Source organism: Alterinioella sp. (assembly GCF_058343375.1).
The window spans coordinates 1-22,382 of sequence record NZ_JBTUJH010000106.1 but is presented as its reverse complement, the minus strand read 5'-3'; the positions used below and the strand labels follow the sequence as shown (position 1 = coordinate 22,382).

Annotated in this window: 23 protein-coding genes, 1 tRNA gene and 1 pseudogene; 9 read left to right on the top strand and 16 right to left on the bottom strand. The window is 59.9% G+C overall.

Features of this window, described 5'->3' with window-relative positions; translation table 11 throughout:
• Positions 1–177: 177 nt before the first annotated feature.
• The 5 genes from ACW8PS_RS14315 to purC all read right to left on the bottom strand — a co-directional run bounded on the left by ACW8PS_RS14315 (position 178) and on the right by purC (position 5,046).
• Positions 178–1,497 carry a sigma-54-dependent transcriptional regulator gene (locus tag ACW8PS_RS14315; RefSeq protein ID WP_491528174.1) on the bottom strand — a complete coding sequence of 440 codons (1,320 nt, stop codon included), beginning with the start codon at positions 1,495–1,497 and terminating at the stop codon, positions 178–180.
• An 18-nt stretch (positions 1,498–1,515) separates the two neighbouring features.
• The gene (locus ACW8PS_RS14310) at positions 1,516–3,282 is read right to left on the bottom strand and encodes a sensor histidine kinase (protein WP_491528173.1); all 1,767 of its coding nucleotides are present in this window, start codon (positions 3,280–3,282) and stop codon (positions 1,516–1,518) included.
• 40 nt (positions 3,283–3,322) lie between these two features.
• A complete protein-coding gene (purQ, locus tag ACW8PS_RS14305) occupies positions 3,323–3,991 on the bottom strand; it encodes a phosphoribosylformylglycinamidine synthase subunit PurQ (protein ID WP_491528172.1) in 669 nt (222 codons plus the stop codon).
• Entirely contained in the window at positions 3,988–4,221 is a 234-nt protein-coding gene (purS, locus tag ACW8PS_RS14300) for a phosphoribosylformylglycinamidine synthase subunit PurS (RefSeq protein ID WP_491528171.1), read from the bottom strand. The genes purQ and purS overlap by 4 nt, the downstream gene beginning before the upstream one ends.
• A gap of 63 nt (positions 4,222–4,284) precedes the next feature.
• On the bottom strand, positions 4,285–5,046 hold the full coding sequence (gene purC / locus ACW8PS_RS14295; protein WP_491528170.1) for a phosphoribosylaminoimidazolesuccinocarboxamide synthase: 762 nt from the start codon (positions 5,044–5,046) through the stop codon (positions 4,285–4,287).
• A 177-nt stretch (positions 5,047–5,223) separates the two neighbouring features.
• Here purC and ACW8PS_RS14290 point away from each other — a divergent pair, with 177 nt between their 5' ends.
• Together ACW8PS_RS14290 and bmt are read left to right on the top strand one after the other, a co-directional pair.
• Positions 5,224–5,538: a DUF1476 domain-containing protein gene (locus ACW8PS_RS14290; RefSeq protein WP_491528169.1), complete on the top strand. Its 315-nt coding sequence runs from the start codon at positions 5,224–5,226 to the stop codon at positions 5,536–5,538.
• Between the two features lie 191 nt (positions 5,539–5,729).
• On the top strand, positions 5,730–6,746 hold the full coding sequence (bmt, locus tag ACW8PS_RS14285) for a betaine--homocysteine S-methyltransferase (protein ID WP_491528168.1): 1,017 nt from the start codon (positions 5,730–5,732) through the stop codon (positions 6,744–6,746).
• Positions 6,747–6,913: 167 nt separating this feature from the next.
• Here bmt and ACW8PS_RS14280 read toward each other — a convergent pair.
• Positions 6,914–7,024: pseudogene (locus ACW8PS_RS14280) on the bottom strand (PA0069 family radical SAM protein); the annotation flags it as partial.
• A 216-nt stretch (positions 7,025–7,240) separates the two neighbouring features.
• Here ACW8PS_RS14280 and ACW8PS_RS14275 point away from each other — a divergent pair.
• The 3 genes from ACW8PS_RS14275 to ACW8PS_RS14265 all read left to right on the top strand — a co-directional run bounded on the left by ACW8PS_RS14275 (position 7,241) and on the right by ACW8PS_RS14265 (position 9,732).
• Positions 7,241–7,945: a corrinoid protein gene (locus ACW8PS_RS14275; RefSeq protein ID WP_491528166.1), complete on the top strand. Its 705-nt coding sequence runs from the start codon at positions 7,241–7,243 to the stop codon at positions 7,943–7,945.
• A gap of 202 nt (positions 7,946–8,147) precedes the next feature.
• A complete protein-coding gene (locus ACW8PS_RS14270; protein WP_491528165.1) occupies positions 8,148–8,888 on the top strand; it encodes a metallophosphoesterase family protein in 741 nt (246 codons plus the stop codon).
• Positions 8,875–9,732 carry an EamA family transporter gene (locus ACW8PS_RS14265; RefSeq protein ID WP_491528164.1) on the top strand — a complete coding sequence of 286 codons (858 nt, stop codon included), beginning with the start codon at positions 8,875–8,877 and terminating at the stop codon, positions 9,730–9,732. Before ACW8PS_RS14270 ends, ACW8PS_RS14265 begins: the two co-directional genes overlap by 14 nt.
• A gap of 3 nt (positions 9,733–9,735) precedes the next feature.
• On the opposite strand, the gene ACW8PS_RS14260 is transcribed toward ACW8PS_RS14265, so the two are convergent.
• The gene (locus ACW8PS_RS14260; protein WP_491528163.1) at positions 9,736–10,191 is read right to left on the bottom strand and encodes a DUF805 domain-containing protein; all 456 of its coding nucleotides are present in this window, start codon (positions 10,189–10,191) and stop codon (positions 9,736–9,738) included.
• 451 nt (positions 10,192–10,642) lie between these two features.
• On the opposite strand from ACW8PS_RS14260, the gene ACW8PS_RS14255 reads away from it, so the two are divergent.
• On the top strand, positions 10,643–10,813 hold the full coding sequence (locus ACW8PS_RS14255) for a hypothetical protein (RefSeq protein ID WP_491528162.1): 171 nt from the start codon (positions 10,643–10,645) through the stop codon (positions 10,811–10,813).
• A gap of 2 nt (positions 10,814–10,815) precedes the next feature.
• Positions 10,816–11,472: a DUF1638 domain-containing protein gene (locus tag ACW8PS_RS14250; protein ID WP_491528161.1), complete on the top strand. Its 657-nt coding sequence runs from the start codon at positions 10,816–10,818 to the stop codon at positions 11,470–11,472.
• On the opposite strand, the gene ACW8PS_RS14245 is transcribed toward ACW8PS_RS14250, so the two are convergent.
• Positions 11,469–11,897, bottom strand: coding sequence for a SufE family protein (locus ACW8PS_RS14245; protein ID WP_491528160.1), 429 nt, complete (start codon positions 11,895–11,897; stop codon positions 11,469–11,471). The genes ACW8PS_RS14250 and ACW8PS_RS14245 overlap by 4 nt on opposite strands.
• Before the next feature lie 230 nt (positions 11,898–12,127).
• Between ACW8PS_RS14245 and ACW8PS_RS14240 the strand changes: the two genes are divergently transcribed.
• Positions 12,128–12,577, top strand: a complete 450-nt coding sequence (locus ACW8PS_RS14240) for a hypothetical protein (RefSeq protein WP_491528159.1) — start codon at positions 12,128–12,130, stop codon at positions 12,575–12,577.
• A 7-nt stretch (positions 12,578–12,584) separates the two neighbouring features.
• Here the strand turns inward: ACW8PS_RS14240 and rnd are convergent, their stop codons facing one another.
• The 3 genes from rnd to purM form a co-directional block, all read right to left on the bottom strand.
• A complete protein-coding gene (gene rnd, locus ACW8PS_RS14235; protein ID WP_491528158.1) occupies positions 12,585–13,745 on the bottom strand; it encodes a ribonuclease D in 1,161 nt (386 codons plus the stop codon).
• 107 nt (positions 13,746–13,852) lie between these two features.
• Positions 13,853–14,449, bottom strand: coding sequence for a phosphoribosylglycinamide formyltransferase (gene purN / locus ACW8PS_RS14230; RefSeq protein ID WP_491528156.1), 597 nt, complete (start codon positions 14,447–14,449; stop codon positions 13,853–13,855).
• Entirely contained in the window at positions 14,446–15,492 is a 1,047-nt protein-coding gene (gene purM / locus ACW8PS_RS14225; protein WP_491528155.1) for a phosphoribosylformylglycinamidine cyclo-ligase, read from the bottom strand. Before purM ends, purN begins: the two co-directional genes overlap by 4 nt.
• Before the next feature lie 206 nt (positions 15,493–15,698).
• On the opposite strand from purM, the gene ACW8PS_RS14220 reads away from it, so the two are divergent.
• Positions 15,699–15,775, top strand: a tRNA-Ile gene (locus ACW8PS_RS14220).
• A gap of 87 nt (positions 15,776–15,862) precedes the next feature.
• On the opposite strand, the gene ACW8PS_RS14215 is transcribed toward ACW8PS_RS14220, so the two are convergent.
• The 5 genes from ACW8PS_RS14215 to ACW8PS_RS14195 all read right to left on the bottom strand — a co-directional run bounded on the left by ACW8PS_RS14215 (position 15,863) and on the right by ACW8PS_RS14195 (position 22,297).
• On the bottom strand, positions 15,863–16,165 hold the full coding sequence (locus ACW8PS_RS14215) for a hypothetical protein (RefSeq protein ID WP_491528153.1): 303 nt from the start codon (positions 16,163–16,165) through the stop codon (positions 15,863–15,865).
• Positions 16,166–16,320: 155 nt separating this feature from the next.
• Positions 16,321–16,620: a hypothetical protein gene (locus ACW8PS_RS14210; protein ID WP_491528152.1), complete on the bottom strand. Its 300-nt coding sequence runs from the start codon at positions 16,618–16,620 to the stop codon at positions 16,321–16,323.
• Positions 16,620–17,453 carry a lysozyme gene (locus ACW8PS_RS14205; RefSeq protein WP_491528151.1) on the bottom strand — a complete coding sequence of 278 codons (834 nt, stop codon included), beginning with the start codon at positions 17,451–17,453 and terminating at the stop codon, positions 16,620–16,622. The genes ACW8PS_RS14210 and ACW8PS_RS14205 overlap by 1 nt, the downstream gene beginning before the upstream one ends.
• 72 nt (positions 17,454–17,525) lie before the next feature.
• Positions 17,526–17,786, bottom strand: a complete 261-nt coding sequence (locus ACW8PS_RS14200) for a hypothetical protein (protein WP_491528150.1) — start codon at positions 17,784–17,786, stop codon at positions 17,526–17,528.
• A gap of 173 nt (positions 17,787–17,959) precedes the next feature.
• Positions 17,960–22,297 carry a phage tail tip fiber protein gene (locus tag ACW8PS_RS14195; RefSeq protein WP_491528149.1) on the bottom strand — a complete coding sequence of 1,446 codons (4,338 nt, stop codon included), beginning with the start codon at positions 22,295–22,297 and terminating at the stop codon, positions 17,960–17,962.
• Between the last annotated feature and the right edge of the window lie 85 nt (positions 22,298–22,382).

Here is a 22,382-nt window from a genome sequence, read left to right as displayed (position 1 = left end):
GCCCCGGTGCCGCATCGGCTCGGGGTGGGTGGCCAACACCCTTCGCTTCTTTGCGCTTCAAATATCCATTCTCCGCTGCATATACCCAATGCCCTTGAATGGGTGAGGGAAGGCTGGCAATGCCCCCTCAGGCCTTTTCCTGGCTTCGGAAATGCGGGCACCGGGCCCACCGGGGCGTCAAAGATAATCTGACCGGCTGAGCCCGTATTTCGCCATTTTCTCGTTCAATGTCCGGCGTGGCAGGCACAGCTCCTCCATCACATTGGCGATCGAGCCGCGATGTCTGCGCATGGTGTTGTCAATCAGCATTCGCTCGAACGCTTCGACATATTCCTTCAGGGGTTTGCCTTCGCCGACCTGGGTCTGGCTGGTATCCTCACCTTCGCTCATCAATAGCGACGCGATGGAGCCTGAGCCGCGCCGTTGCTGCAAAATTGCGCGTTCGGAGATGTTGATCAGCTGGCGCACATTGCCGGGCCATGGGGCCTGCAACAGCTGCGCCGCCTCCTGCGCCGTGACCTGCGGGCTTTCGGTGCCGTATTCCTCGGCAAATTGTTCGCCGAACCGGTTGAACAGCGTCAGGATATCTTCGCCCCGTGCCCTGAGCGGTGGCAGGTCGATCCGCATCGCCGCCAACCGGTAAAACAGATCCGGGCGCAGCGCCGCTTCGCATCCGGTATCCGGCTCGGGCGCATTGCAGATCGCCACCACCCGGGTTTCGGCCGGGTTGCCCATATCGTTGATCATGGTCAGAAGCCGCGCCTGCAAGGCCTGCGGCAATGCCTCGACCCCTTCCAGCAGCAGCGAACCACCGCGCGCCTGTTCCACCAGCGGCAGATCCTGACCCTCGCCCACCGGGCCGAACAGCATCGCCGAAAGCGCGCTTTGCTCATGCGCGGCGCAGGCGACCGAGACCAGAGGCTTGCCCGCGCGCGGCCCCACCGCATGCAGCGCGTGGGCCACCAGCGTCTTGCCGGTTCCGGTTTCGCCGGTGATCAGAACATGGCCGTCAGCCTGGCCCAGATCGAGAATATCCTCGCGCAGCCGTTCCATCACGGGCGATGACCCGATCAGTTTGCGCATCAAGACGGTGCCATCGGAAAGCTCGCGCCGCAATGCGCGGTTGTCCAGCGTCAGCCGCCGGGTCTGTCCGGCCCGTTTGGCAAGCTCGGTCATCCGATCAGGGTTGAAGGGCTTCTCCAGAAAATCATAGGCCCCGAGCCGCATCGCCTCGACCGCCATCGGCACATCGCCGTGACCGGTGATCAGGATCACGGGCAGCGCGCTGTCCATGCCCATCAGACGTTTCAGAAACGCCATCCCATCCATGCCCGGCATCTTGATGTCGGTGACCACGACGCCGGAGTAATCTGCGCCGATATGTTTCAATGCCTCTTCGGCGCTGGCATAGGTCTCGGTCTCGAACCCGCTCAGCGCCAGCCATTGGCTGATCGACTGGCGCATATCCTGCTCGTCATCAATGATCGCGATTCTCATATCGTTCCCTTCACCTGCTCACTCTGCCGCAGCACTGCTTTGATCGGCGCGCGGCAACCGGATCTCGAATACCGCACCGCCTCTTTCGCTATTGCGTGCCGTCAGCCGTCCACCCAGATCTTTCACAATCCCCGACGAGATCGCCAAACCAAGCCCGACGCCTTCGCCAGGTTTCTTTGTGGTGTAGAATGGCTCGAACAATGCGTCGAGATCGTCAATCCCCCGACCATTGTCGCGCACGGTCAGAACCACCTCATCGCCCTCGGCAATGATCAGGTCCAGTTCGCGGTGCGGCTCAGACTTCATCGCATCCAGCGCATTGCGCAACAGGTTGATGATCACCTGTTCCAGCCGCAGCCGGTCGGCCATCACCATGACCGGGTTGCGCGGCATGGTCTGGGTAATCTCGACCGTCATCTGCCGAAGCTGCGGTTCCATCATCGACAAAGAGGCCGAAAGCGAGCTGCGCAAATCGACCTGCGCAAAGGCCTCGCCACCCTTTCTGGCATAGGATTTCAGCTGCCGGGTGATGGCTCCCATCCGCTCCAGCAGATCGTCGATACGCTGAAACGAGGACAGCGCTTCTTCGGGGCGTTTGCGATGCAGCAGCAGCCGCGCGCCGGCCAGATAGGTTTTCATCGCCGCCAGCGGCTGATTGAGTTCATGACTGACGGCCGCCGACATCTCGCCCATTGCCGCCAGTTTCGAGCTTTGCGCAAGGCTTGCCTCGGCCTCTTCCAGGTTGCGCTCGACCCTTTGACGTTCGGCGATTTCCCGCTGCAGGCGCACGTTCAGGCGGCGAAGCTCCGCCGATTCGCGCTGAAAGAACACCGACTGCATCCGCGCCCGTCGGCTCAACACATAGAACGCCCCGGCCAAAAGCAGCGCGAATCCCATGATCTCCAGTGCCAGAACGCCGTTCACCCGTTCGCGGATGGATGCAAAGGCGGTAAAAGACACCAGCTGCCAGCCACGAAATGGGATCCGGCTTTCCAGGCGCAGGGTCGAGTTGCCGGAAAAGAACGGCCCCGGCGTGGCAAAGGCCCAATCGCCGGTGGCCTCGATTACGCGCTGAATCGCCGAGGGCGGCGATTGCAGTGCAATGGCCTCGGCTTCCTCGTGGCCGCGCCAGCGCGGTTCGGTCGACAAGATGATGCGGCCTTCGGAATTGGTCACGAAAACGGCCTCGGATGTGCCGCGCCAGCGATCCTCCAGCCGACCCAGATCGACCTTGACCAGAATCACGCCCACCAGTTGGTTATCGGCCTCGATCCGGCGGGCGAAGGTGAAGTTGAACGCCCCGGTTTCCAGCTCGGTGGTGGTAAACACCGTGTCATTCGTGCGCAGCGCCTGCACGAAATAAGGCTCGTTCCGGTGCAGCTCTCCAATCTGGGCCCGGTCGGTCGCGGCCACGACACGCCCGTCGCGGCTCAGCAGCATGATGGATTCCGCGCCAATCTCTTCGCGGTAGGAAATCAGCTGCTGCGAGGTCAGGCTGAAATCATTCACCAACAGCGCGCGCGTCAATGTCGGATCACGCGACAGCAAAAGCGGCACCACCGAATTACGCTGCAATTCCGAGATGATGGAGCCCGAATAAAGCGCCAGCCGCAATTCGGCCCGGTTGCGCGTGCTTTCGGTAAACCGTTCGGTCAGCCAGATGTTGGACACCCAGATAACACCGCCCGCAATGGCCAGGAACAAGACCATCAGGGCACGCAAAACCCAGGCGCGCCGCCCGTGTGACGATCGCAGGGCCGCCGGGGGAATGAAAGGCAGGTTCATGATGTAATGCTAGGGGGTTGGCGCGCCCGGCTCAAGCCCGTCAGGCGGCAACCAGCGCCGAGGCCAAGCCATCAAACAGCGCCTTGCCATCCGTGCCGCCATGGGCCGGGTCAACAACCCGCTCGGGATGTGGCATCAAGCCAAGCACGCGCCGGTTTTCCGACAGGATGCCCGCGATGCCATCGACCGCGCCATTGGGGTTGCCCTGATAGCGAAACGCGATGCGATCGTGATCCTTCAGGACAGCCAGACCGGCATCATCAATGACGTAATTGCCGTCATGATGGGCAAGTGGCACGGTGATCTCGGTTCCGGCCGCATACCCGCTGGTAAAGGCGCTGTCGGTTGTCGTGACATTCAGCGCCTGCATCCGGCAGATGAATTTCAGCCCGGCATTGCGCATCAGCGCACCAGGCAGCAGGCCGGTTTCGCACAGCACCTGAAACCCATTGCAGATGCCAATCGCATAGCCGCCCCGGGTCACATGCGCCGCGACCGCTTTCATAACCGGCGACTGCCCCGCAATGGCCCCGCAACGCAGATAGTCTCCAAAGGAAAACCCGCCGGGAATTCCAACGATATCAACATTTTCCGGCAAGGTGTGATCCTTGTGCCAGACCATATCGACCTGAAACCCGGCACCGCCGAAGGCCACCGCCAGATCGCGGTCGCAATTTGATCCGGGAAAGACGATGACGGCGGCTTTCACGCGCCCATCTCCACCCGGTAGCTTTCGATCACCGTATTGGCCAGCAGCTTTTCGCACATCTCGGTCACTTCTGCCTCAGGCGTGCCATCGGCCAGTTCAAGCTCGATCACCTTGCCCTGGCGGACGCCCTTGACGCCGTCAAAACCCAGATTGCCAAGCGCGTGACGCACGGCCTCGCCCTGCGGGTCCAGAACACCCTGTTTCAGCATCACGGTCACTTTGGCGCGCATCCCTGGCCCCTTCTTCTTTGTCCAAATACTCAAAAAAACTCCGCGTCATCCTGCGCCGGGGTCTCAGTTGATCAGCGTCGGCTTCGTCACCGGAGCATTATTGGTCGGCAGCACGCCGAACCGCCGTGCCACTTCCGTATAGGCATCGCTCAGGTCGCCCAGATCACGGCGGAACACGTCCTTGTCCAGCTTGCGGCCGCTTTCGATATCCCACAATCGGCAGCTATCGGGGCTGATTTCATCGGCCACGATGAGCCGCATGAAATCACCGTCGAAAACGCGCCCGACCTCGATCTTGAAATCAACCAGCTTGATGCCAACACCCATCATCAACCCGGACATGAAATCATTGACCCGCAGCGCCAGCGCCACGATGTCATCGAGATCCTGCTGCGACGCCCATCCAAAGGCGATGATATATTCCTCAGGCACCAGCGGGTCGCCAAGCTCATCGTTCTTGTAGGAAAATTCGATGATCGGACGGGGCAGTTGCATGCCCTCCTCCAGCCCCAGACGCTTTGATATGGATCCGGCGGCATAGTTGCGCACGATGACTTCCAGCGGGATGATATCGACGGCGCGGATCAATTGTTCGCGCATGTTCAGGCGGCGGATGAAATGCGTCGGCACGCCGATATTGCCCAACCCGGTCATGAAATATTCGGACAGCCGGTTGTTCAGCACGCCCTTGCCTTCGATCACTTCGCGCTTTTCGGCGTTGAAGGCGGTGGTGTCATCCTTGAAATATTGAACAAGCGTGCCCGGCTCCGGGCCTTCATACAAAATCTTGGCCTTGCCTTCATAGACCTTCTTGCGCCGTGCCATGTTTTCTCCAGGGATGAAATGGGCCTGCCTTCGCGGCGGCACACTGCCACTTGGGCGCGCTATAGGGGAAAGCGCGCCATGTCGCAAGGCTTTGGGCCGGTTTGGCTTGCAGCCGGGCCATATGGCGCGGTATCTGAGGGGGAGCCGAGAATTTGCGCCCAAAGGGAGACATCCATAATGACCACATTCGAAGATCGCGAAAACGCCTTTGAATCGAAATTCGCCCATGACGCCGAGATGCAGTTCAAGGCCGAAGCACGCCGAAACAAGCTGCTTGGCCTGTGGGCGGCGGAGCTTCTGGGCAAATCGGGTGACGATGCCAAGGCTTACGCCGTCGAGGTGGTGAAATCCGATTTCGAGGAGGCCGGCCACGAAGATGTGGTGCGCAAGGTCGCGGGCGACCTGGGTGACAAGGCCGGCCAAGACCAGATCCGCGCCAAGATGGCCGAACTGATGATCGAGGCCAAGCGCCAGTTGATGGACGAAGCCTGAATCGCATTGACCCACGCCGAAACCGGCCGTCCGGGGGGCTGCTTGAGCGGCTTTTTGCTGCCCTGGCGCTCCGCATCGGAATTCACGCTGCATTCATGATGATTATGCGGATTATGCGCTTGCCTCATGGTGCCGGACGGATCACACCCGGGCGGCGACTCTGCTGTGCAATATAAGGACCATGTGCGCCCATGTCCGATCTTCTGTCCCGTCTCATGGAAACCCGCGACTGGCTGATGGCCGATGGGGCCACCGGCACAACGCTGTTCAATATGGGGCTCAGCTCGGGCGACTCGCCCGAAATCTGGAATACCGACCACCCCGATCGCGTCGCCAGACTCTATCAGGGCGCGGTCGATGCAGGCTCGGATATCTTTCTGACCAATAGTTTTGGCGGCACCGCCGCGCGGCTGAAACTGCATGACGCCCAGGACCGCGTGTTCGAACTGAACCGGGCCGCCGCCGAAATCGGCCGCGATGTCGCTGACAAGGCGGGGCGCGAAGTTGTTGTGGCGGGCTCCGTGGGCCCGACCGGCGAAATCATGGAGCCGATGGGCACGCTGACCTATTCGGGCGCAGTCGAGATGTTTCACGAACAGGCCGAGGGGTTGAAGGCGGGCGGGGCCGATGTGCTCTGGGTTGAAACCATTTCGGCAGCCGAGGAATACAAGGCTGCCGCCGAGGCCGCGCATCTGGCCGGCATGCCCTGGTGCGGCACCATGAGCTTTGACACCGCCGGGCGCACCATGATGGGGCTGACCTCGGCCGAAATGGTTGCGATGGTGGCAGGGCTGGATCATCCGCCGCTGGCCTTCGGGGCCAATTGCGGCGTCGGGGCGTCGGATCTTTTGCGCACCATCCTGGGGTTTCGAGCCGCAGGTGCCGAACTGCCGATCATCGCCAAGGGCAATGCCGGCATCCCGAAATTCGTTGACGGCCATATCCATTATGACGGCACGCCCGAACTGATGGCCCGCTATGCCGTATTGGCGCGCGATTGCGGCGCAAAGATCATCGGCGGCTGCTGCGGCACGCAGACCGATCATCTGCGCGCCATGCGCCAGGCATTGGAGACCACGCCGCGCGGCCCCGCCCCGACCCTCGATGTCATCACCGGCGCGCTTGGCGGGTTTTCCTCGGACAGCGACGGCACCGATGGCGCGGGCCCCACCCGCACCCGCCAGAGCCGCCGCCGCGCGCGGAGCTGATGCGCAAGGTGCCGAAAGTGAGCTCAGAACAGGCTCAACTGCTCGCCCGGCCCCGCCGGCACCGCGAACAGATCGCATCTGAGCGGTGGCAATTCGCGGCCCAACCCGGCCGCCCGATCCGGCATATGGGTCTGCAGCCAGTCGCGAAACAAAGGCACCACTTCCAGCGACAGGCAAAGATAGGCGTGGCTCGGCCGCACGAAACGGTCGATACAACCATGTTCACACCCCCCGGAAGGGTTGATGGAACGGTCAAATCCAAGATCAGGGAACCGGTTCGCCGGGTCATACCCCACCCCGCGCCGGCGCGCCTTGGGCCGCGATATCGTATCATCCATGCGCATGCCACCAATGCGAGACAAACATGGAACATTATCAAGCCAAGGTCGGAACCGACCGGAACCGCGTCGTTATCCGGCGCGTCATATGCTCCGCGCAGGTCCAATGATCATCCAACAACACACCACCCCGCTGAGGTCAGGGAGCCATGAACAATGTCTGACGAAGATGAAATCATCCTGTCCGAGCTCGACGATGAAGAGCTTGTGCAGCAAATGTTCGACGACCTTTATGACGGGTTGAAGGAAGAGATCGAGGAGGGCGTGAACATCCTGCTGGGGCGCGGTTGGGCCCCCTACAGGGTCCTGACCGAAGCCCTGGTCGGTGGCATGACCATTGTGGGTCAGGATTTCCGCGATGGTATCCTCTTCGTCCCCGAAGTGCTGCTTGCGGCCAATGCGATGAAGGGCGGCATGTTCATCCTGAAACCGCTGCTGATCGCAACCGGCGCGCCGCGCGTCGGCAAGATGGTAATTGGCACGGTCAAGGGCGACATCCACGATATCGGCAAGAACCTGGTGTCGATGATGATGGAGGGTGCCGGTTTTGAAGTGGTCGATCTGGGCATCAACAACGCCGTCGAAAGCTATCTGGAGGCGCTGGAAACCGAACAGCCCGACATTTTGGGCATGTCGGCGCTGCTGACGACAACGATGCCCTACATGAAGGTCGTTATCGACACGATGGTCGAACAGGGCATTCGCGGGGATTACATCGTTCTGGTTGGCGGCGCGCCGCTGAACGAGGAATTTGGCAAAGCCATCGGGGCCGACGCCTATTGCCGGGACGCCGCCGTCGCGGTGGAAACGGCCAAAGAATTCATCGCGCGCAAACACAACCAGATGGCCATCGAGGCCTGAGCCCCATCACCATCCACGATTTGCCCGCCCGCTGGCCCGATACAGCCACCGGGCGGGTGCCGTTTGCCACATATTAAGGTTAACGCCCCCGCCCCCCTTCTTCTTTGTGAAAATACTCCGGGGGGCGTCGCCAAAGGCGGCGGGGGGCAGCGCCCCCAATGCCGCCCTTGCCTTTGCACACTCCGCCCGGTCATCTGCGCACATGCGAATCTATGCCATCGGAGACGTTCACGGCCAGCTATCCAAGCTGGAAACCGCGCTGGCGCTGATCGAGGAAGATCGGGCGCGGACCCGCGACCAGACCGCGCCGCTGGTCCAGATCGGTGATCTGATTGATCGTGGCCCGGAAAGTGCCGCCACCGTCGAGCGCTTCATTGAACTCACCCGCTCCGACCCGCGCATCACCGTGCTGCGAGGCAATCATGACAACATGTTTGTGCACTTCATGCAGAGCCCGCCGCAACGAGATCGGCGCCTGCGGCCCGATCTGACATGGCTCAACCCGCGCCTTGGCGGTCAGGAGACGCTCACCTCTTACGGGGTCGATATCGACACCCCCCTGCCCGATATCCATGCCCAGGCAATGGCGCTGGTGCCAGAGCGACACCTGACCTTCCTGGCAGGCCTGCCGCTAAGCTTCGCGCAGGATGAGTGCCTGTTCGTTCACGCCGGAATCCGCCCCGGTGTGGCGCTTGACCGGCAGGACCCGGAAGATCTCTACTGGATCCGGGCCGAGTTTCTGGATGATACCCGCGATCACGGACCCCTTGTCGTGCATGGCCACACACCGGTGGACAGGGTTGAACATCACGGCAACCGGCTGGCGATCGACACCGGGGCGGCCTATGGCGGGGCCTTGTCTGCGGTGGTGATCGAAGGCCGGCGCGTCTGGCTGCTGACGCATGCGGGCCGCCAGGAAATCATCCCCGATGCCGGGGCGTGATCTGGCCCTGATTGGGCTGGTCATTCTGGCCTGGGGCAGCAATTTCACCGCCATGAAACTGGCCTTGGAGGAGGTGCCGCCATTTTTGTTCGTCGCCCTGCGCTTTGCCATCCTGCTGCCGCTGCTGGCGGTCCTGAAACGCCCCGCAATCGGCTGGGGCAAGATCCTCGCCGTTGGGGCCCTGATCAATATGGCGCAGTTTGCCTTCCTGTTCGCCGCCCTCAGGTCTGACGCCAGTGCCGGGCTGGCCTCGTTGCTGATTCAGATCCAGGTGCCGCTGACGATCCTGCTGTCGCTGATTATCCTTGGCGAATGGTTGCGGCCCCTGCAGGCTGCGGGCCTTGTCATGGCGCTGGCCGGGCTTGGCGTTTTTGCCACCTCTACGGGCGGCGCGGTTACCGGGCTGGGGCTGTTTCTTATCTTGATGGCTGCACTGTCCTGGGCGCTTGGCAATCTGGTGCTGAAACGGGTGGGCCGGCTCGACACGCTGGCGCTGTTCATCTGGGCCAGCCTGGTGCCGCCAATTCCGATGCTGGCCCTGTCGCTATTGCTGGAATCGCCCTCCCCCTTCGCAACCATCGCGGCGATCTCGGTGCAGGGCTGGCTGGCGGTGATCTATGTGGCGCTGGCCTCGACCGTTCTGGGCTATTCGATCTGGGGCGCGCTGCTGGCCCGCCACCCGGCCGCATCGGTCACGCCTTTCGCCTTGCTGATTCCGGTTGTCGGCATGGCGGTGGCGGCGGTCGTTCTGGGCGAAAGCCTGACCCCGCGCGATCTGGTCGGCGGGGCCATCATTCTTGCCGGTCTTGCATTGACCCAAATTCCGCCGCGGCGGACGCGCTAGGCGTTATTGCAGCGGATCGGGGCCAAAATCATTTTCGCCGTCGGAGCCTTTCAGAATACCAAGCTCAACCAACGCCCAGATACCGACCACGGCTGAGGCAAACATCACCACGCGCGCCAGAAATCCCGGCATCATCAGACTTTCGCCCATGAATTCAACGCGCGTAAATCCGATGCCGAACAGGTTCATCACATTATACAAAAGCGACGGCGCGACAAAGATGATCAGCCAGGGATTGGCCGCTTTGTTGCGATCATGCAGGCGACGAACCGACAGCCCGGCAAACAGCGCCAACAGGACCAGCGAAATAATCAGCTGAATCAGACGTCCGAAAAATCCGTCTCCAAAGATAAAGCCGGTGATCAGCGCCAGACCGATCGCGATGACAACCAGAATACCAATGCCAATCCACCAATCCTGACGCCCGATGCGCCCGTCAAATGTCGTAAAACGCTCCATTAATATCTCCTGTCCCTGAATGAGCATCGTGAAACTGAGCAAACCCTACCATGACCGGCTCGAGTTTCAAGAGAGTCGGCCACGGGCCGGATCGGGTCGCCGCAGCCCAAGGGTCAGGACCCATTAATCCTGCGCCACTGGCGCGTTCGTCGGGAAATTGATCCCCCGGATCAATTTCTTATCCTCCTTACTTGCCGAAACATCAGTGGTTTGGCGCGCGCCGGTAATGGTGGCTCCATTTTCAAGCGCGCCGAGACACTGAGATGAGGGCAAATCAGCCTCCTTTCGGATTTGACGGATTTTCCCCCTGACCGCGTTCCAGGGCTTTGAAAATCAACCAGATTGACATGCACCCCGCGCCTTGTCAGAGAAAAAATCTGTCAAACCAGTGATGCAGGATTAATGGGTCCCGACCCTAGGCAAACCCGCGCTCCGGGCCCATATTGCGCGCATGAACACGCGCATTTTCATCCTGATTGCGGGCGTTATTGCGGCTGCTTCGGGCACGATCCTGATCGCGGCGCTGATCGTGCCGCAAATTATCGGCCCATCATTGGTGGCCCCCGTTCTGCTGGCCGCTGCCCTGGTGCTGTTGCTTGCGCAGCGCGGGCGGAGGCGCTGAACATGGCCTGTTCGCCTAACCCCGCCATTCTGACCGGCGATGGCCTGGCAGCATCTGGCCAGGGGCGGATATTGCTATTGGCCTGCGGCGCGCTGGCGCATGAGATTCTGGCCCTGAAACGGTTGAACGGCTGGGATCATCTTGACCTGCACTGCCTGCCTGCAATCCTGCATAACAGCCCCGAAAAAATCCCTGATCTGGTTGAGGCCACCGTCAGAAAACACCGCGCCGGATATGATGATATCTTTGTCGTCTACGCCGATTGCGGCACTGGCGGGCTGTTGCAGGCGCGTTGCGATGCCCTGGGCGTGACGATGATGCGCGGCCCGCATTGTTATTCATTTTTTGAGGGCAATGACGCCTTTGCCGCCCATGATGATGAGATCACGGCCTTTTATCTGACCGATTTTCTGGTCCGTCAGTTTGATGCATTCGTGACCAGACCCCTGGGGCTTGATCGGCACCCGGATCTGCGTGACATGTATTTTGGAAACTACACCAAACTGGTCTATGAGGCACAGACGGACAATCCGGATTTAATCGAAAAAGCAAAGGCTTGCGCGGCGTTCTTGAAGTTGGATTTCGAGCTGCGCCACACCGGATACGGGGATCTGGCAACCGAGCTTGAAGATGTCGCCCAGATGCGTGCCAAAACTTAAGCCGCGGCCGCCTGCCCGGCCAAAGCCCGGATCCGTTCCACCATCGCGCGCAGCCCGTTGGAGCGTTGCGCCGACAGATGGTCGTTCAGCCCAAGCCGCGCCAATTCGCCGCCCGCATCCACCCGCAGCACTTCAGACACGCTGAGCCCGTTATAAAGTGCGGCCAGCACCGCGATCAGCCCGCGCACGATCATGGCATCGCTTTCGCCGCGAAAGCGAAACCTGGCCTCGGGGCCCCGGCCCTCGATCTCGGGCAACAGCCAGACCTGCGAGGCGCAGCCATCGACCTTGGTGGCGGGCACCCGAAAGGCCTCCTCCAGCGGGGCCATGGCCTTGCCCAACTCGATCACATGGCGATAGCGGTCTTCCCAATCGTCCAGGAATTCAAAGGTCTCGGCGATTTCCTCAAAGGCTTCGGTGGCCATTGCTCTCTCCCGTCATTCGCCAATCTACAGCGTTTTGCGTTTTATCCGAGACACTGCATCATCTTGCCGCTGAGGCAGCGATCGCGATTCCGATCGCGTTCGGGCGGCAAAGATGATTCACATCAAACGCAATGCGCTTTAGGTAGGATGAGGCGCGGCAAAGGTCCAGAGGCGCTTTTCTTCGCCCGGCCAATGCGCTAGGCAATGAGGGAATGATGCGGAGAGCGTTGATGAATTTTCGGATTTTGATCCCCCTTCTGGTGGTGCTTGGCCTGGCCGGTTGCGCGTCACGCCTGAACCCGTTGAACTGGTTTGGCGGTGACCGCGAACAGCGCATCGCGGTTGTCGAAACGGTGGCAGAGATCGACGGGCGGTCGCTGGTCGCCGAAATTGTCAGCCTCGATGTCGTGCCCAATCCCGGCGGTGCCGTGATCAGCGCCATCGGCCTGCCGCCACGGCAAGGCTATTGGGAGGCCGATCTGGTCGAGGTCAGCCGCGAAAATGGCGAATTGGTGTTCGAGTTTCGCGTCTACCAGCCGGTCGAGCCCAATACCCGGGTCAGCACCCAAAGATCGCGTGAAATTCTGGCCGGCACCGCCCTGTCGCAATTCGATCTGGCCGGCATCCGCTCCATTACCGTGATTGCGCAGCAGAACCGGCGCAGTGTGCGGCGTCAGTAACCCACCATCACAGCGGAATGACCGTGACCTTCTGGCCCTTGGCCGACAGCGCAATCTGACCGTCGCACAGGCGCAGCGCATCGGCCCCGAAAACCTCGTGGCGCCAGCCATGCGCCCAGAGCCCATCGCGCCCGCCGCAGGCGATATCATCCAGATCGGCGCTGGAGGCGATCAGCTTTTGCGCCACGCCCGCATTTTCGGCCTTGGCCTTCAACAGCACCCGTAACAGATCGGCCAGCGCCGGGTTCAGCTGTGATTTATCCCGCATCGCGGGCGCTTTCGGCATATCCTCGGGCGCGATCTCCATGCCGCGCCGGACGGCGGCCAATATCGCCTCGGCCGCATCGCCCTTGCGCCCCTCGCGCTGCAACAGCCGGGATTTTCCCAGATCCTGCACGGTGCGCGGTTTGGTCGAGGCCAGCTCCATCAGCAGGTCATCTTTCATGATCCGGCTGCGCGGCACATTGCGGCTTTGCGCGGTTTCCTCACGATAGCGTGCCAATTCGCGCAGGATGGCCAGAAACTTGCCGGAATTGGTGCGCGTTTTCAGCCGTTTCCAGGCGTTTTCAGGCTCCACCACATAGGCGTCGCGATTGGTGAGATTTTTCAGCTCTTCCTCAACCCAGGGCGTGCGCCCGGTGCGCGCCAGTTCGGCCGCGAGATATTCGTAGATCTGGCGCAGATGCGTGACATCGGCCAGCGCATAGATTTTCTGCGCATCCGATAGCGGCCTGCGCGACCAATCGGTAAAGCGCGAGGACTTATCCAGACCCGCCTTGGCGATCTTGCGCACCAATGTCTCATATCCCACCTGTTCGCCAAACCCGCAGACCATGGCCGCAACCTGGGTATCGAATATCGGGGTCGGCATCACATCGCCATCGACATGGAAGATCTCCAGATCCTGCCGGGCGGCATGGAACACCTTGACCACGTTTTCATTGCGAAACAGGTCAAACAGCGGATCAAGCGACAACGTATCGGCCAGCGGATCGACCAGCACGGCATCGGCATCATCGGTGCCCGGCAGCGCCAGTTGCACCAGGCAGAGCTGCGCATAATAGGTGCGTTCGCGCAGAAACTCGGTATCGACGGTGACATAGGGAACATCGGCTGCACGGGCGCAAAACTCGGCCAGCGCGTCGGTGGTTGTAAGGGTCTTTGGCACGGGAAGGATGGACCTGTGTTTGTTGGTGTTCTTGGGCCACGCTTGGGGTGTCTGCGGCCTGTGGTTTTACGTCATAGGCCAGCCACGCCGGAATGAAAAGGCTTGGCTCAGACGGGCAGGATCACCGGCCTCCTGTCCCCGCGCGCAAAACGGCGCAGCACGGCGGGGTAAAGGCGGTGTTCGGCAACCAGAACCCGCGCCGCCAGATCCTCGGGGCTATCGCCCGGCAGAACCGGCACCTGCGCCTGGCCCAGAATGGGGCCCTCATCCAATTCCGCGGTCACCTCATGAACCGTGCAGCCATGGACCGTATCACCGGCCTGCAAGACACGGGCATGGGTATCGAGGCCGCGATATTTTGGCAGCAAAGAGGGGTGGATATTCAGCATCCGACCGCCATAGCGGGTTGTGAAACTGGCCGTCAGGACACGCATGAACCCGGCCAGGCAGATGATATCGGGGCGGGCCGCATCCAGGGCGCGGGCCAGCGCGGCCTGAAATGCCTCGCGGTCACCACGATAGGGCCGATGGTCAACAACAGCCGTCGGGATGGCGCGCGCGCGGGCCTTTTCCAGCCCCCCCGCCATATCCGAATTGGCCAGCACCAGGCATGGCCGCGCCGGGTGGTCGCCCACCATGCTGTCGACCAGCGCCGCCATGTTGGAGCCGCCGCCCGAGATCAGGATGGCGACCCGTTTTGTCACAAAAGCGCGCCCCGGTAGGTCAGACCCTCGCCCGTGCCGATCCGGCCGATGACATGGACCGTCTCGCCGCCTTCGCGCAAGATGGCCGCGGCCTGCTCGGCGCGCGCGGCCGGCACCACCGCGACCATGCCGATACCGGCATTGAAGGTTTTCAGCAACTCGGCCTCGGCCATGGCACCGGTTTTGGCCAGCCAGCCAAATACCGGCGGCAGATCCCAGCCATCCAGGTCGATCTCAGCCCGCAGCCCCTGCGGCAGAACGCGTGGCAGGTTCTCGGTCAGGCCGCCGCCGGTGATATGGGCCAACCCGTTGACCGCCCCCGCCCGCAGCGCCGCCAATGTCGAGGTCACATAGAGCCGCGTCGGTGTCAGCAAGGCCTGGCCAAGCGTGCCGGGGCCAAACGGGCAGTCCGCATCCCAGCCCAGCCCCGAGCGTTCGACGATCCGGCGCACCAGCGAAAAGCCGTTGGAATGCACCCCGTCCGAGGCCAGCCCGAGCAGAATATCGCCTGCGCCAATATCGCGCGGCAGATGCTGGCCGCGTTCCATCGCGCCCACGGCAAAGCCCGCAAGGTCGAAATCGCCCTTGGCATACATGCCCGGCATTTCCGCCGTCTCACCACCGATCAGGGCCACAGCCGAGAGCTTGCAGCCCTCTGCGATGCCCTCGATGATCCGGGCGGCACTGTCGAGTTCCAGCTTTCCGGTTGCGAAATAGTCGAGGAAAAACAGAGGCTCTGCCCCCTGGCAGATCAGATCGTTGACACACATGGCGACCAGATCAATGCCGATCGTGTCATAGTTTCCGGTATCAATCGCGATCCGCAGCTTGGTGCCGACCCCGTCGGTCGCGGCCACCAGAACCGGATCGGAATAGCCGGCATCCCTGAGATCGAACAGCGCCCCGAAGCCGCCAAGCCCGGCCATCACGCCCGGGCGCATGGTGGCTTTTGCGGCCGGTTTGATGCGCTCCACCAACGCGTTGCCGGCATCAATATCGACCCCTGCCTGCGCATAGGTCAGCCCGTCGGTTTTCTGTGTCATGGCGCGCTCCATCCTTGTCGCGCCCTGCTAACAGCGCGGCGCGAGCCTGTCCATAAGGGGCGCGCGGCAAAAAACCCGCAATGGACAATACCGCCACCGCCCCGGTGAGAACCGAATTTTCGGGCGATCCCATCCTGTTTCCGGCTCCGGTCCCGCGGTTCCCGGCTTGACCCGGGTTGCCATCCTGTTATCCCTGCCGCCCAGGCGGGCCTGTAGCTCAATTGGTTAGAGCAGAGCGCTCATAACGCTTTGGTTGCGGGTTCAAGTCCTGCCGGGCCTACCAACCGTCTAAATTTTCCGTTATTATTCAACGTGCTACAGTGAAAGGTGTCCCACGAAATTTCGGGCGTGGGACACCTTGCCAATTTATCTACAGCGGATCCCCCGCCGGAACCCGCGCCAAGTTTTCCCAGAACTGGCCCGCCGCAACCAGACACGTGGTGCCATTGGGCGACGTTATGGTGATGGTCCAGGTGCCGGTTTCTTCCGAGGCGAAGACCTCCACGATGCGATTGTTCGGCCCCATGCCCCAGCTTTGCCGCACCTCGCCAAACCGGCCCGTCAGGGTGTCAACGATCTGATCGCGATCGCCGCAGATGGTTCGGGTGATCTGGGCGTTGGATACGGTCGCAGTTGCCAATGCGATGGCGATGGCGAGGATCAGAGCTTTCATTGCATCACTCCGGCGTTTCAGCGACACATTCACGGTCCCATGTCACGTTCGTTTGAAAATCCCGCCTCAGATTCCATGCAGCATTGGCTGCCCGCCAGTCGATCTCTTCCTGGCTGAACCGGCGCGGCTCTTCCACATCGCAGAAGAATACACCATCAATCGCTGGCGGGACCACCGGCGGCGGGGTCGCGCAGCCAGTGAGGAGGAACGCGGTCAGAAAGACGCTCATCGGGGATTTGATCAATCTCAAGGTCACTGGCAGCATCCTCCCTAATATCCAGCATTCGGATCGCGCAGTTGCGCAGCTCGCCCCTGACGGCCAGCAGGCTTGCCTGAGCGGCATCCCTGTCGCGTAAGGCGCGTTGGGTCTGCCCGTCCTTGAAAGCCCCGTAGCCGAAGCCTGCGGCGGCAATGACTGCGCCAAGGCCAAGGATTTTCAGGTTCAGGCCGAACATCAGGCCAGCCCAACCAGACAATATTCCTGTTCAAATCCGCGCCGATTTACGAGGCCACGAATAACAATGCCCCCGGCGCGGTTGAACCATGTCATGGCCTCACAGGCCCCACGGATCCGGCCAGCATTCAGGCGACGGGTGGCAGTCGATCTTTGCGCGGCACCTATGCCGATGTTCCAGGTCCACGACGCAAATGATGCACTGCGATGTGGTGTCAGATATTGCGTGGCCGCAATCTCGGAAACAGAGTTCATCCAGCCGCGCCAATACTGACGCAGGCCGGTGCTCAGCCCCGCCTCACATTCGGCGACGGTTCGCACTTCATTCGGGGTCACGTTGTCGGTTTCGCCGTAGCAGATGGTCCAGACCGGCGGGCTTGCAATGGTGTCGAGATAAGCCGTTGTTCGCAGCCCTTCCCACCGGGCGACCAGCGGGATGGCAAGCGGGGCCGTTACCTCCCATGTGATTTCCTGCGAGATCACAGGGTCGCCCCTTGGATACTCCGACATTGCCAGCAGGGTCGGTTCCTGGGCCCGCGCAACAGCGGTGCTGAGCGCAAGGATCACAGCGACCACGCCCCCGGACAACATGATGCTTTTCCAGATGCGCGGGCGCGCGGTGCCATCGCCAAGCCCTTGCGCGATGACGCGACCAAACGGCGTCAGGACCAGCAGAATGGTGCTGAGATAAAGCAGCGCCTCGGGGTTGATCAGATGACGACCGAACCCCAGGCCAGCGATCACGGCCGCCAGCAAGATAACCAGCCCCCAATAGGTCAGGTGCAGCGCAAAGCTGTGCAGCAGGATGCCCTGCCAGTTTTTTACCATCTTCATTTGAGGCCTTCCTCTCTTTCAAAGAAAAAACCGCCTCAGGGGGCGGCATCTGTATTCTGATTCTCGTGATGTTTATCGCGGCCAGAGCCAGATACTCATCCCCCGCACCGCCGCCACCACAGCCGCCACCAGAACGATCAATCCGCCAGATGCTTTCAACAGCATCATCATCCGGCGATTGACTTTATAGGCCAGCACCAGCTCGCGCAGGGTGGTTCCTGACTGCACCAGCTTGCGCAGTTCGTCCCGGCTTTCCTTATCCTGGAACATCTCGGCCAATGAATGAAGGGTCGCGCGTTCGTCCTGAGTAAAATTGCTTTTCGGGTCTGTCATCGCCTGCCCCTTCTAACTGTTTCCGTCTTCTGCTTCATTCTGTGATACCCACATGGCAAGAATGACCGTGATTTCCAGCCAATGAATAGTCGGATCATTTTGAGGCAAATGGGCCTAGATAATGCCGGTCGATATTGCGTAGATATTCAGGCGTTTCAAATTATTTCCCCTACTTATTTCTTGTTCACTTGGGCGAACATTTTTGTGTTCGAAAGATCGGCTGATGGGCCGCTGGTAAATTTCATTTGGAAATGAAAAGTCCCTGCGCCAATATAATCCCCCCGGATCCGGAAGAATAAGGCTCCACTGGCATCGGTTGCAGTGAAGGTCTCTGGTTGAGTAATAACATTCGCCCCTTCTAAAACCCTCACCTCCAAAACCGAGTCACCAGCGCCTCCCCCACCAGATACGTCCATTGAGAATTGGGCCATGATTGATGTCAAGAGATTGTCACTCAAAATGGTCACAGACATCAATGTGGTCCAAATGGTTGTATTAAATAAGCCATCAGCACGAGTGTCGCTGTCGGCCTCCGTTACCGCTCCATCCTCAATATTTGACTCACGCACGACTAGACTATTGAATTCGGCGTCGCCATTGTAATTGATATTCCAGCCGGAAGTGTTTGCCACAAAATTGTCAGACTGAAGTATGTCTGCGATCTTTGCATTCGTGATGGCAGCATCTGCGATCTTAGCCGTATCAATGGCGGCTGACCCGATCTTGGCATTGGTGATAGCCCCATTGGCGATATCAGCGGAGACAACCTGAATATTCAGCGCAGCGAGATTCTCAACCATAATATGATCGGCGGTAATCGACCCGGTGATGATACGGGCACCATTGATATAGGTCGTGCCGGGTGGTGAATACGGCATGAACCCGGTGGCATCCGCGTGCGACCGGGCCAGCATCGGCTCCACCCAAAACAGCCAGCTACTGGTGGAGGATAGCGTGCCAAACTTGCGGATGTTCAATTTTACATAGGCCGCACCAGCTGGGGCTTGGTGTGCGGGAACTGAAAAAGACGGCCAGCTACGTGGATCGGTCGAGGAACCAACGGTAGGGCCTGGAATAGCTGTGGTTGCCGACGTGCCGATATAAGCACCAGTGACGTCATACCAAAGCAGGTGGATATGCCCACTGCAGCGGATTGTTGCGGCGCGGAGTGAGGCCGAGATCCACTCCCCCGGCGTAACGCTGATACCAAAACCCGTAGACCCGGTGGCGTCAAAGCCTGAGTTATTGCAATCCGTATAGCCATCAGTTGCTGTGCCATTCTGATACATGCCCAGTGTCTGATAATTCGGCCCCGAATAGGTCTGTGGTGGGGTGCGAACATTAAGACTACTCTCTGCCGCTACTCCCCCTGGTCCACCGAAGGACCACCCGAGTTTACCATCCGCGAAATCAGCATTCTGAATAAGGTTCTGTTGCAACCCGACAGTCAGGCGATTTGTTGACAGCGTGCCAGGGGCGATAACATCCCCAGACATGTCAATGACCGCACCACCTGATCCATCCGGGTCGGCCCAACTTGTCAACTTAATGGCTGCTACCTGGCCACCTGAGACCTGCGCTGACATACCAGTGAAGGCGGCAGCGTAGCCATCCACATCAGCCTTTGTCGCGGAGAAATCAGTGATCTTCGCGGACACTCCACCAGCGCTGACTTCCATCTGTGACATCAGGCTGGCGAAGGCCGAACCACTACCTGTGGATACTTTGCGCAGCTCATTCAGACGAGCATCCAGCAAACCTGTTTGTGAGGCTGGACGGATGATCACCGAATGAATAGTGATATCTTTTGCCGACATGTCATCGTTTGGAAACCAATTCCAATTCAGGAACACAAGGCACCGGGTGTAGGCATAAGTTTCAGCCAAAGGCGGCGGGGCTTTCTGAATGTGAGTGGCTTTCTGAACCTCGCCAGTTTTTCCAGACAAGGTGTCCATGGTCGCAAAAGTATTAAATACAGCGCCGCTGACAATGCTGCCATCGGTATTGTAGTTTGCTATGTAAACTCCGGCACCATCCAAGACGCCCGAGTGTAGGGTGAACTCTACCTCGATGTAATAATCTTGTTCTCCTGCTGGACCGACCCAGAACGGTCTGTTGGATCTCATCTCTATGGCATGTAATTCAAGGGCAGTCAGGTTGAAGCGCCATTCTTTGCCAGAGGGATACAGTGAATTGTCGGATACGGTTCGGATGCCTTGACCGCCCCAGACCGACCACGCATTTGCGTCGACATCTGACAAAGGAATGGTTTGTAGCGATGAAACGCCCGCCGCCGCGCTTTTCGCGGCCAGATCGAGCGACACACCGGAAGCGGCAGCAATCTCGCTACCGGTTTGTGCAATGGTGAAATAATTACTGGCCAGATCAGCAGTCACAGTATCAGCCGTTCCTTGGGCGGCTTGTGCAGCATCCTGCGCGGCCTCTACCGATCCACCTGTGCCTTCCATTGTAGATTGAAGCGTCGTGGTTGCGTTCGAAATGGCGCTATCTGCCTGCGCGGACGTGTAGTAACTTTGATCCAGCGTCGCCTGGACAGCCGCCCCGACTTCGCCACTACCAAGCTCCTCGGCTGTAGCGGGTCGCAGGAATATTCGATGGAATTCTATATCCTTTGCGCTCGAGGTGCCAAAGTTGTTTTGGTAGTTTACAAAAACCCAAAGACTATGACGTGAAAATGTGTTGCCGGTTGGGGGCTTCTTCAGAACATGTGTGGCAGTTTGAACGCCGCCTGTGTTCCCCGACAGGTTCATGTCTATGAGTTTCATTTGATGTCTTACGTCATCAACAGAGCCCGTTTTGTCCCAATCCAGGCGCAAACCAGAACCTGTCAAAGAACCAGAGTGTAATGTAAACACGACCTCGATGGCATAGGCTGCTGCGTTCTCTACACCGATCCATCCAGTGCGGTCACTCGCTGTATAAATCCCAGTATCTTCACCAGTGGCAACATTGAAACGCCAGCTCTTGCCCGAGGGGAAGACCTGGTTATCTGTGATAGTCAGAGTGCCCCCACCAGCCCATCGGTTCCAGTTATTGGCATCAGACACTGTCAGGTTCGGGAAGGCGAGAACGCCTGCCCCTTGTGACGAAATCTGTGACGATAGATCCGCAGAGGTTTGTGATGCCGCGGCGGATACACCGGCTTCTCCAGCCTTGGTTGTTGCAACTGCTTCGCTGGCAGCAGAAGCAGTAGCAGAGTTACCTGAGGCTGTGGCGCTGTTGGCTGAGTTCGTGGCCTGTGTGCCGGCGGAGGCAGCGTGGCCCGCCGCGGTTGTTACTGAGGCAGCGGCGGCTGACTGCGCCGTTTCGGCACCCCCCTGTGCAGTTTGTGCAGCGATACGTTCGGTTGTGGCTATGGCGGCTTGCTGACTGGCTGTCGTGGCGGAGGCTCCAGCGTTTGTCTCGGACGTGGCGGATGCCAATGCGCTACCGGAAGCAGCCTGTTCAGCAACCAGGGCCAAGGCCAAGGCGGTTACGTCTTTGACTTCAAACGAGGAAACCCGCTGCAGGGTGGTGTTTCCCGTGCCAGCGTTTTGGCGTAGGTGAAACATGGCTCCGTTATTGTTGGCGTTCGTGGCGGACGACACCACGACCCCATAGGACACATCCACATAAGCCGGTTCGATTGCCAACCCATTAATCTCATGAGTGCTTGCGTAGAACCAGACTGTTTTTCTCTGCACCCCATCAGCCACCACGTGGCTTCCAACTGAGGCTTGTTTATTGGTTACTGTGCCATCACGCAGAGGCCCTTGATACAGGGTCATTCCGAGCTGATTATTGGACACCCCCACACCATTATCGATAGTTTTGAATGTGACGGTCACCTCATAGACTTTGTCAGAGTCCCACTCGTAGATTTTGGCGGGTCCAACAATAGTATTGACCGCGGTTGGAAACTCGAAACAATCGCCGAAATCCGCATCTCCGGTTTTTAGCGAAGTCGCTGCGATACTGGGTTTCGAGGCCGGATCGGATTGTGTGGTAGAGTTTCCTGTCCAGGCAGTCTCAGGGGCACGGAGTTTTGATGGTCCAAGAGTGTTGATCTCGTAGTGGATCGCATCCTGAGCGGTTACCACGACGCCCTCTGAGGTCGTCGCGGAGGAGGCCGCCCCGAGTGCGATGTCGCGTGCGTCCTGCGCGGCCACAACGTCAGCAGTGGCAGAGCCAGCCGCCGCCGTAATATCAACCCCCAATTCATCGCGAGCCAATTGCACGGCGGCAGCGCGGTCCACGACCTCTTGTGCCAGATTGGTCTGCACCGTCACAGCATCCGCCAGAGCCTGTGTGGCGTCGGCGGCGGCGCTATCGGCAGCAGTTTGCGCAGCATCGATGGAAAGACCCAAAACCCCGCCGATCACTTCCGCGTTCACCACAAGAATCTCTGCATCTGTGACGCTCAAGATACCAAAAACCGAAACCGCTTTGATGAAATATCGCCCGTTTACGCCAGGCAAGGTGATGTGATTGGCCGCAACATAGGCGCTCAACACCGTCGCATCATCCCAACCGCCCGGCGCGCCCTCGGCCAGATAGCGCAGCTCAAAATAGGATGTGACTTCATCGCCAAGCTGC

Excerpts from the sequence above, each read along its gene's own strand:
- ACW8PS_RS14200 (WP_491528150.1), bottom strand. The coding sequence starts at position 17,786 with ATGACAGACCCGAAAAGCAATTTTACTCAGGACGAACGCGCGACCCTT.
- ACW8PS_RS14310 (WP_491528173.1), bottom strand. The coding sequence starts at position 3,282 with ATGAACCTGCCTTTCATTCCCCCGGCGGCCCTGCGATCGTCACACGGG.
- bmt (WP_491528168.1), top strand. The coding sequence starts at position 5,730 with ATGTCCGATCTTCTGTCCCGTCTCATGGAAACCCGCGACTGGCTGATG.
- ACW8PS_RS14270 (WP_491528165.1), top strand. The coding sequence starts at position 8,148 with ATGCGAATCTATGCCATCGGAGACGTTCACGGCCAGCTATCCAAGCTG.
- purS (WP_491528171.1), bottom strand. The coding sequence starts at position 4,221 with ATGCGCGCCAAAGTGACCGTGATGCTGAAACAGGGTGTTCTGGACCCG.
- ACW8PS_RS14215 (WP_491528153.1), bottom strand. The coding sequence starts at position 16,165 with ATGAAAGCTCTGATCCTCGCCATCGCCATCGCATTGGCAACTGCGACC.
- ACW8PS_RS14255 (WP_491528162.1), top strand. The coding sequence starts at position 10,643 with ATGAACACGCGCATTTTCATCCTGATTGCGGGCGTTATTGCGGCTGCT.
- ACW8PS_RS14260 (WP_491528163.1), bottom strand. The coding sequence starts at position 10,191 with ATGGAGCGTTTTACGACATTTGACGGGCGCATCGGGCGTCAGGATTGG.
- ACW8PS_RS14210 (WP_491528152.1), bottom strand. The coding sequence starts at position 16,620 with ATGTTCGGCCTGAACCTGAAAATCCTTGGCCTTGGCGCAGTCATTGCC.
- ACW8PS_RS14250 (WP_491528161.1), top strand. The coding sequence starts at position 10,816 with ATGGCCTGTTCGCCTAACCCCGCCATTCTGACCGGCGATGGCCTGGCA.
- purM (WP_491528155.1), bottom strand. The coding sequence starts at position 15,492 with ATGACACAGAAAACCGACGGGCTGACCTATGCGCAGGCAGGGGTCGAT.
- ACW8PS_RS14315 (WP_491528174.1), bottom strand. The coding sequence starts at position 1,497 with ATGAGAATCGCGATCATTGATGACGAGCAGGATATGCGCCAGTCGATC.
- ACW8PS_RS14275 (WP_491528166.1), top strand. The coding sequence starts at position 7,241 with ATGTCTGACGAAGATGAAATCATCCTGTCCGAGCTCGACGATGAAGAG.
- ACW8PS_RS14205 (WP_491528151.1), bottom strand. The coding sequence starts at position 17,453 with ATGAAGATGGTAAAAAACTGGCAGGGCATCCTGCTGCACAGCTTTGCG.
- ACW8PS_RS14245 (WP_491528160.1), bottom strand. The coding sequence starts at position 11,897 with ATGGCCACCGAAGCCTTTGAGGAAATCGCCGAGACCTTTGAATTCCTG.
- ACW8PS_RS14240 (WP_491528159.1), top strand. The coding sequence starts at position 12,128 with ATGAATTTTCGGATTTTGATCCCCCTTCTGGTGGTGCTTGGCCTGGCC.
- ACW8PS_RS14290 (WP_491528169.1), top strand. The coding sequence starts at position 5,224 with ATGACCACATTCGAAGATCGCGAAAACGCCTTTGAATCGAAATTCGCC.
- purC (WP_491528170.1), bottom strand. The coding sequence starts at position 5,046 with ATGGCACGGCGCAAGAAGGTCTATGAAGGCAAGGCCAAGATTTTGTAT.
- ACW8PS_RS14265 (WP_491528164.1), top strand. The coding sequence starts at position 8,875 with ATGCCGGGGCGTGATCTGGCCCTGATTGGGCTGGTCATTCTGGCCTGG.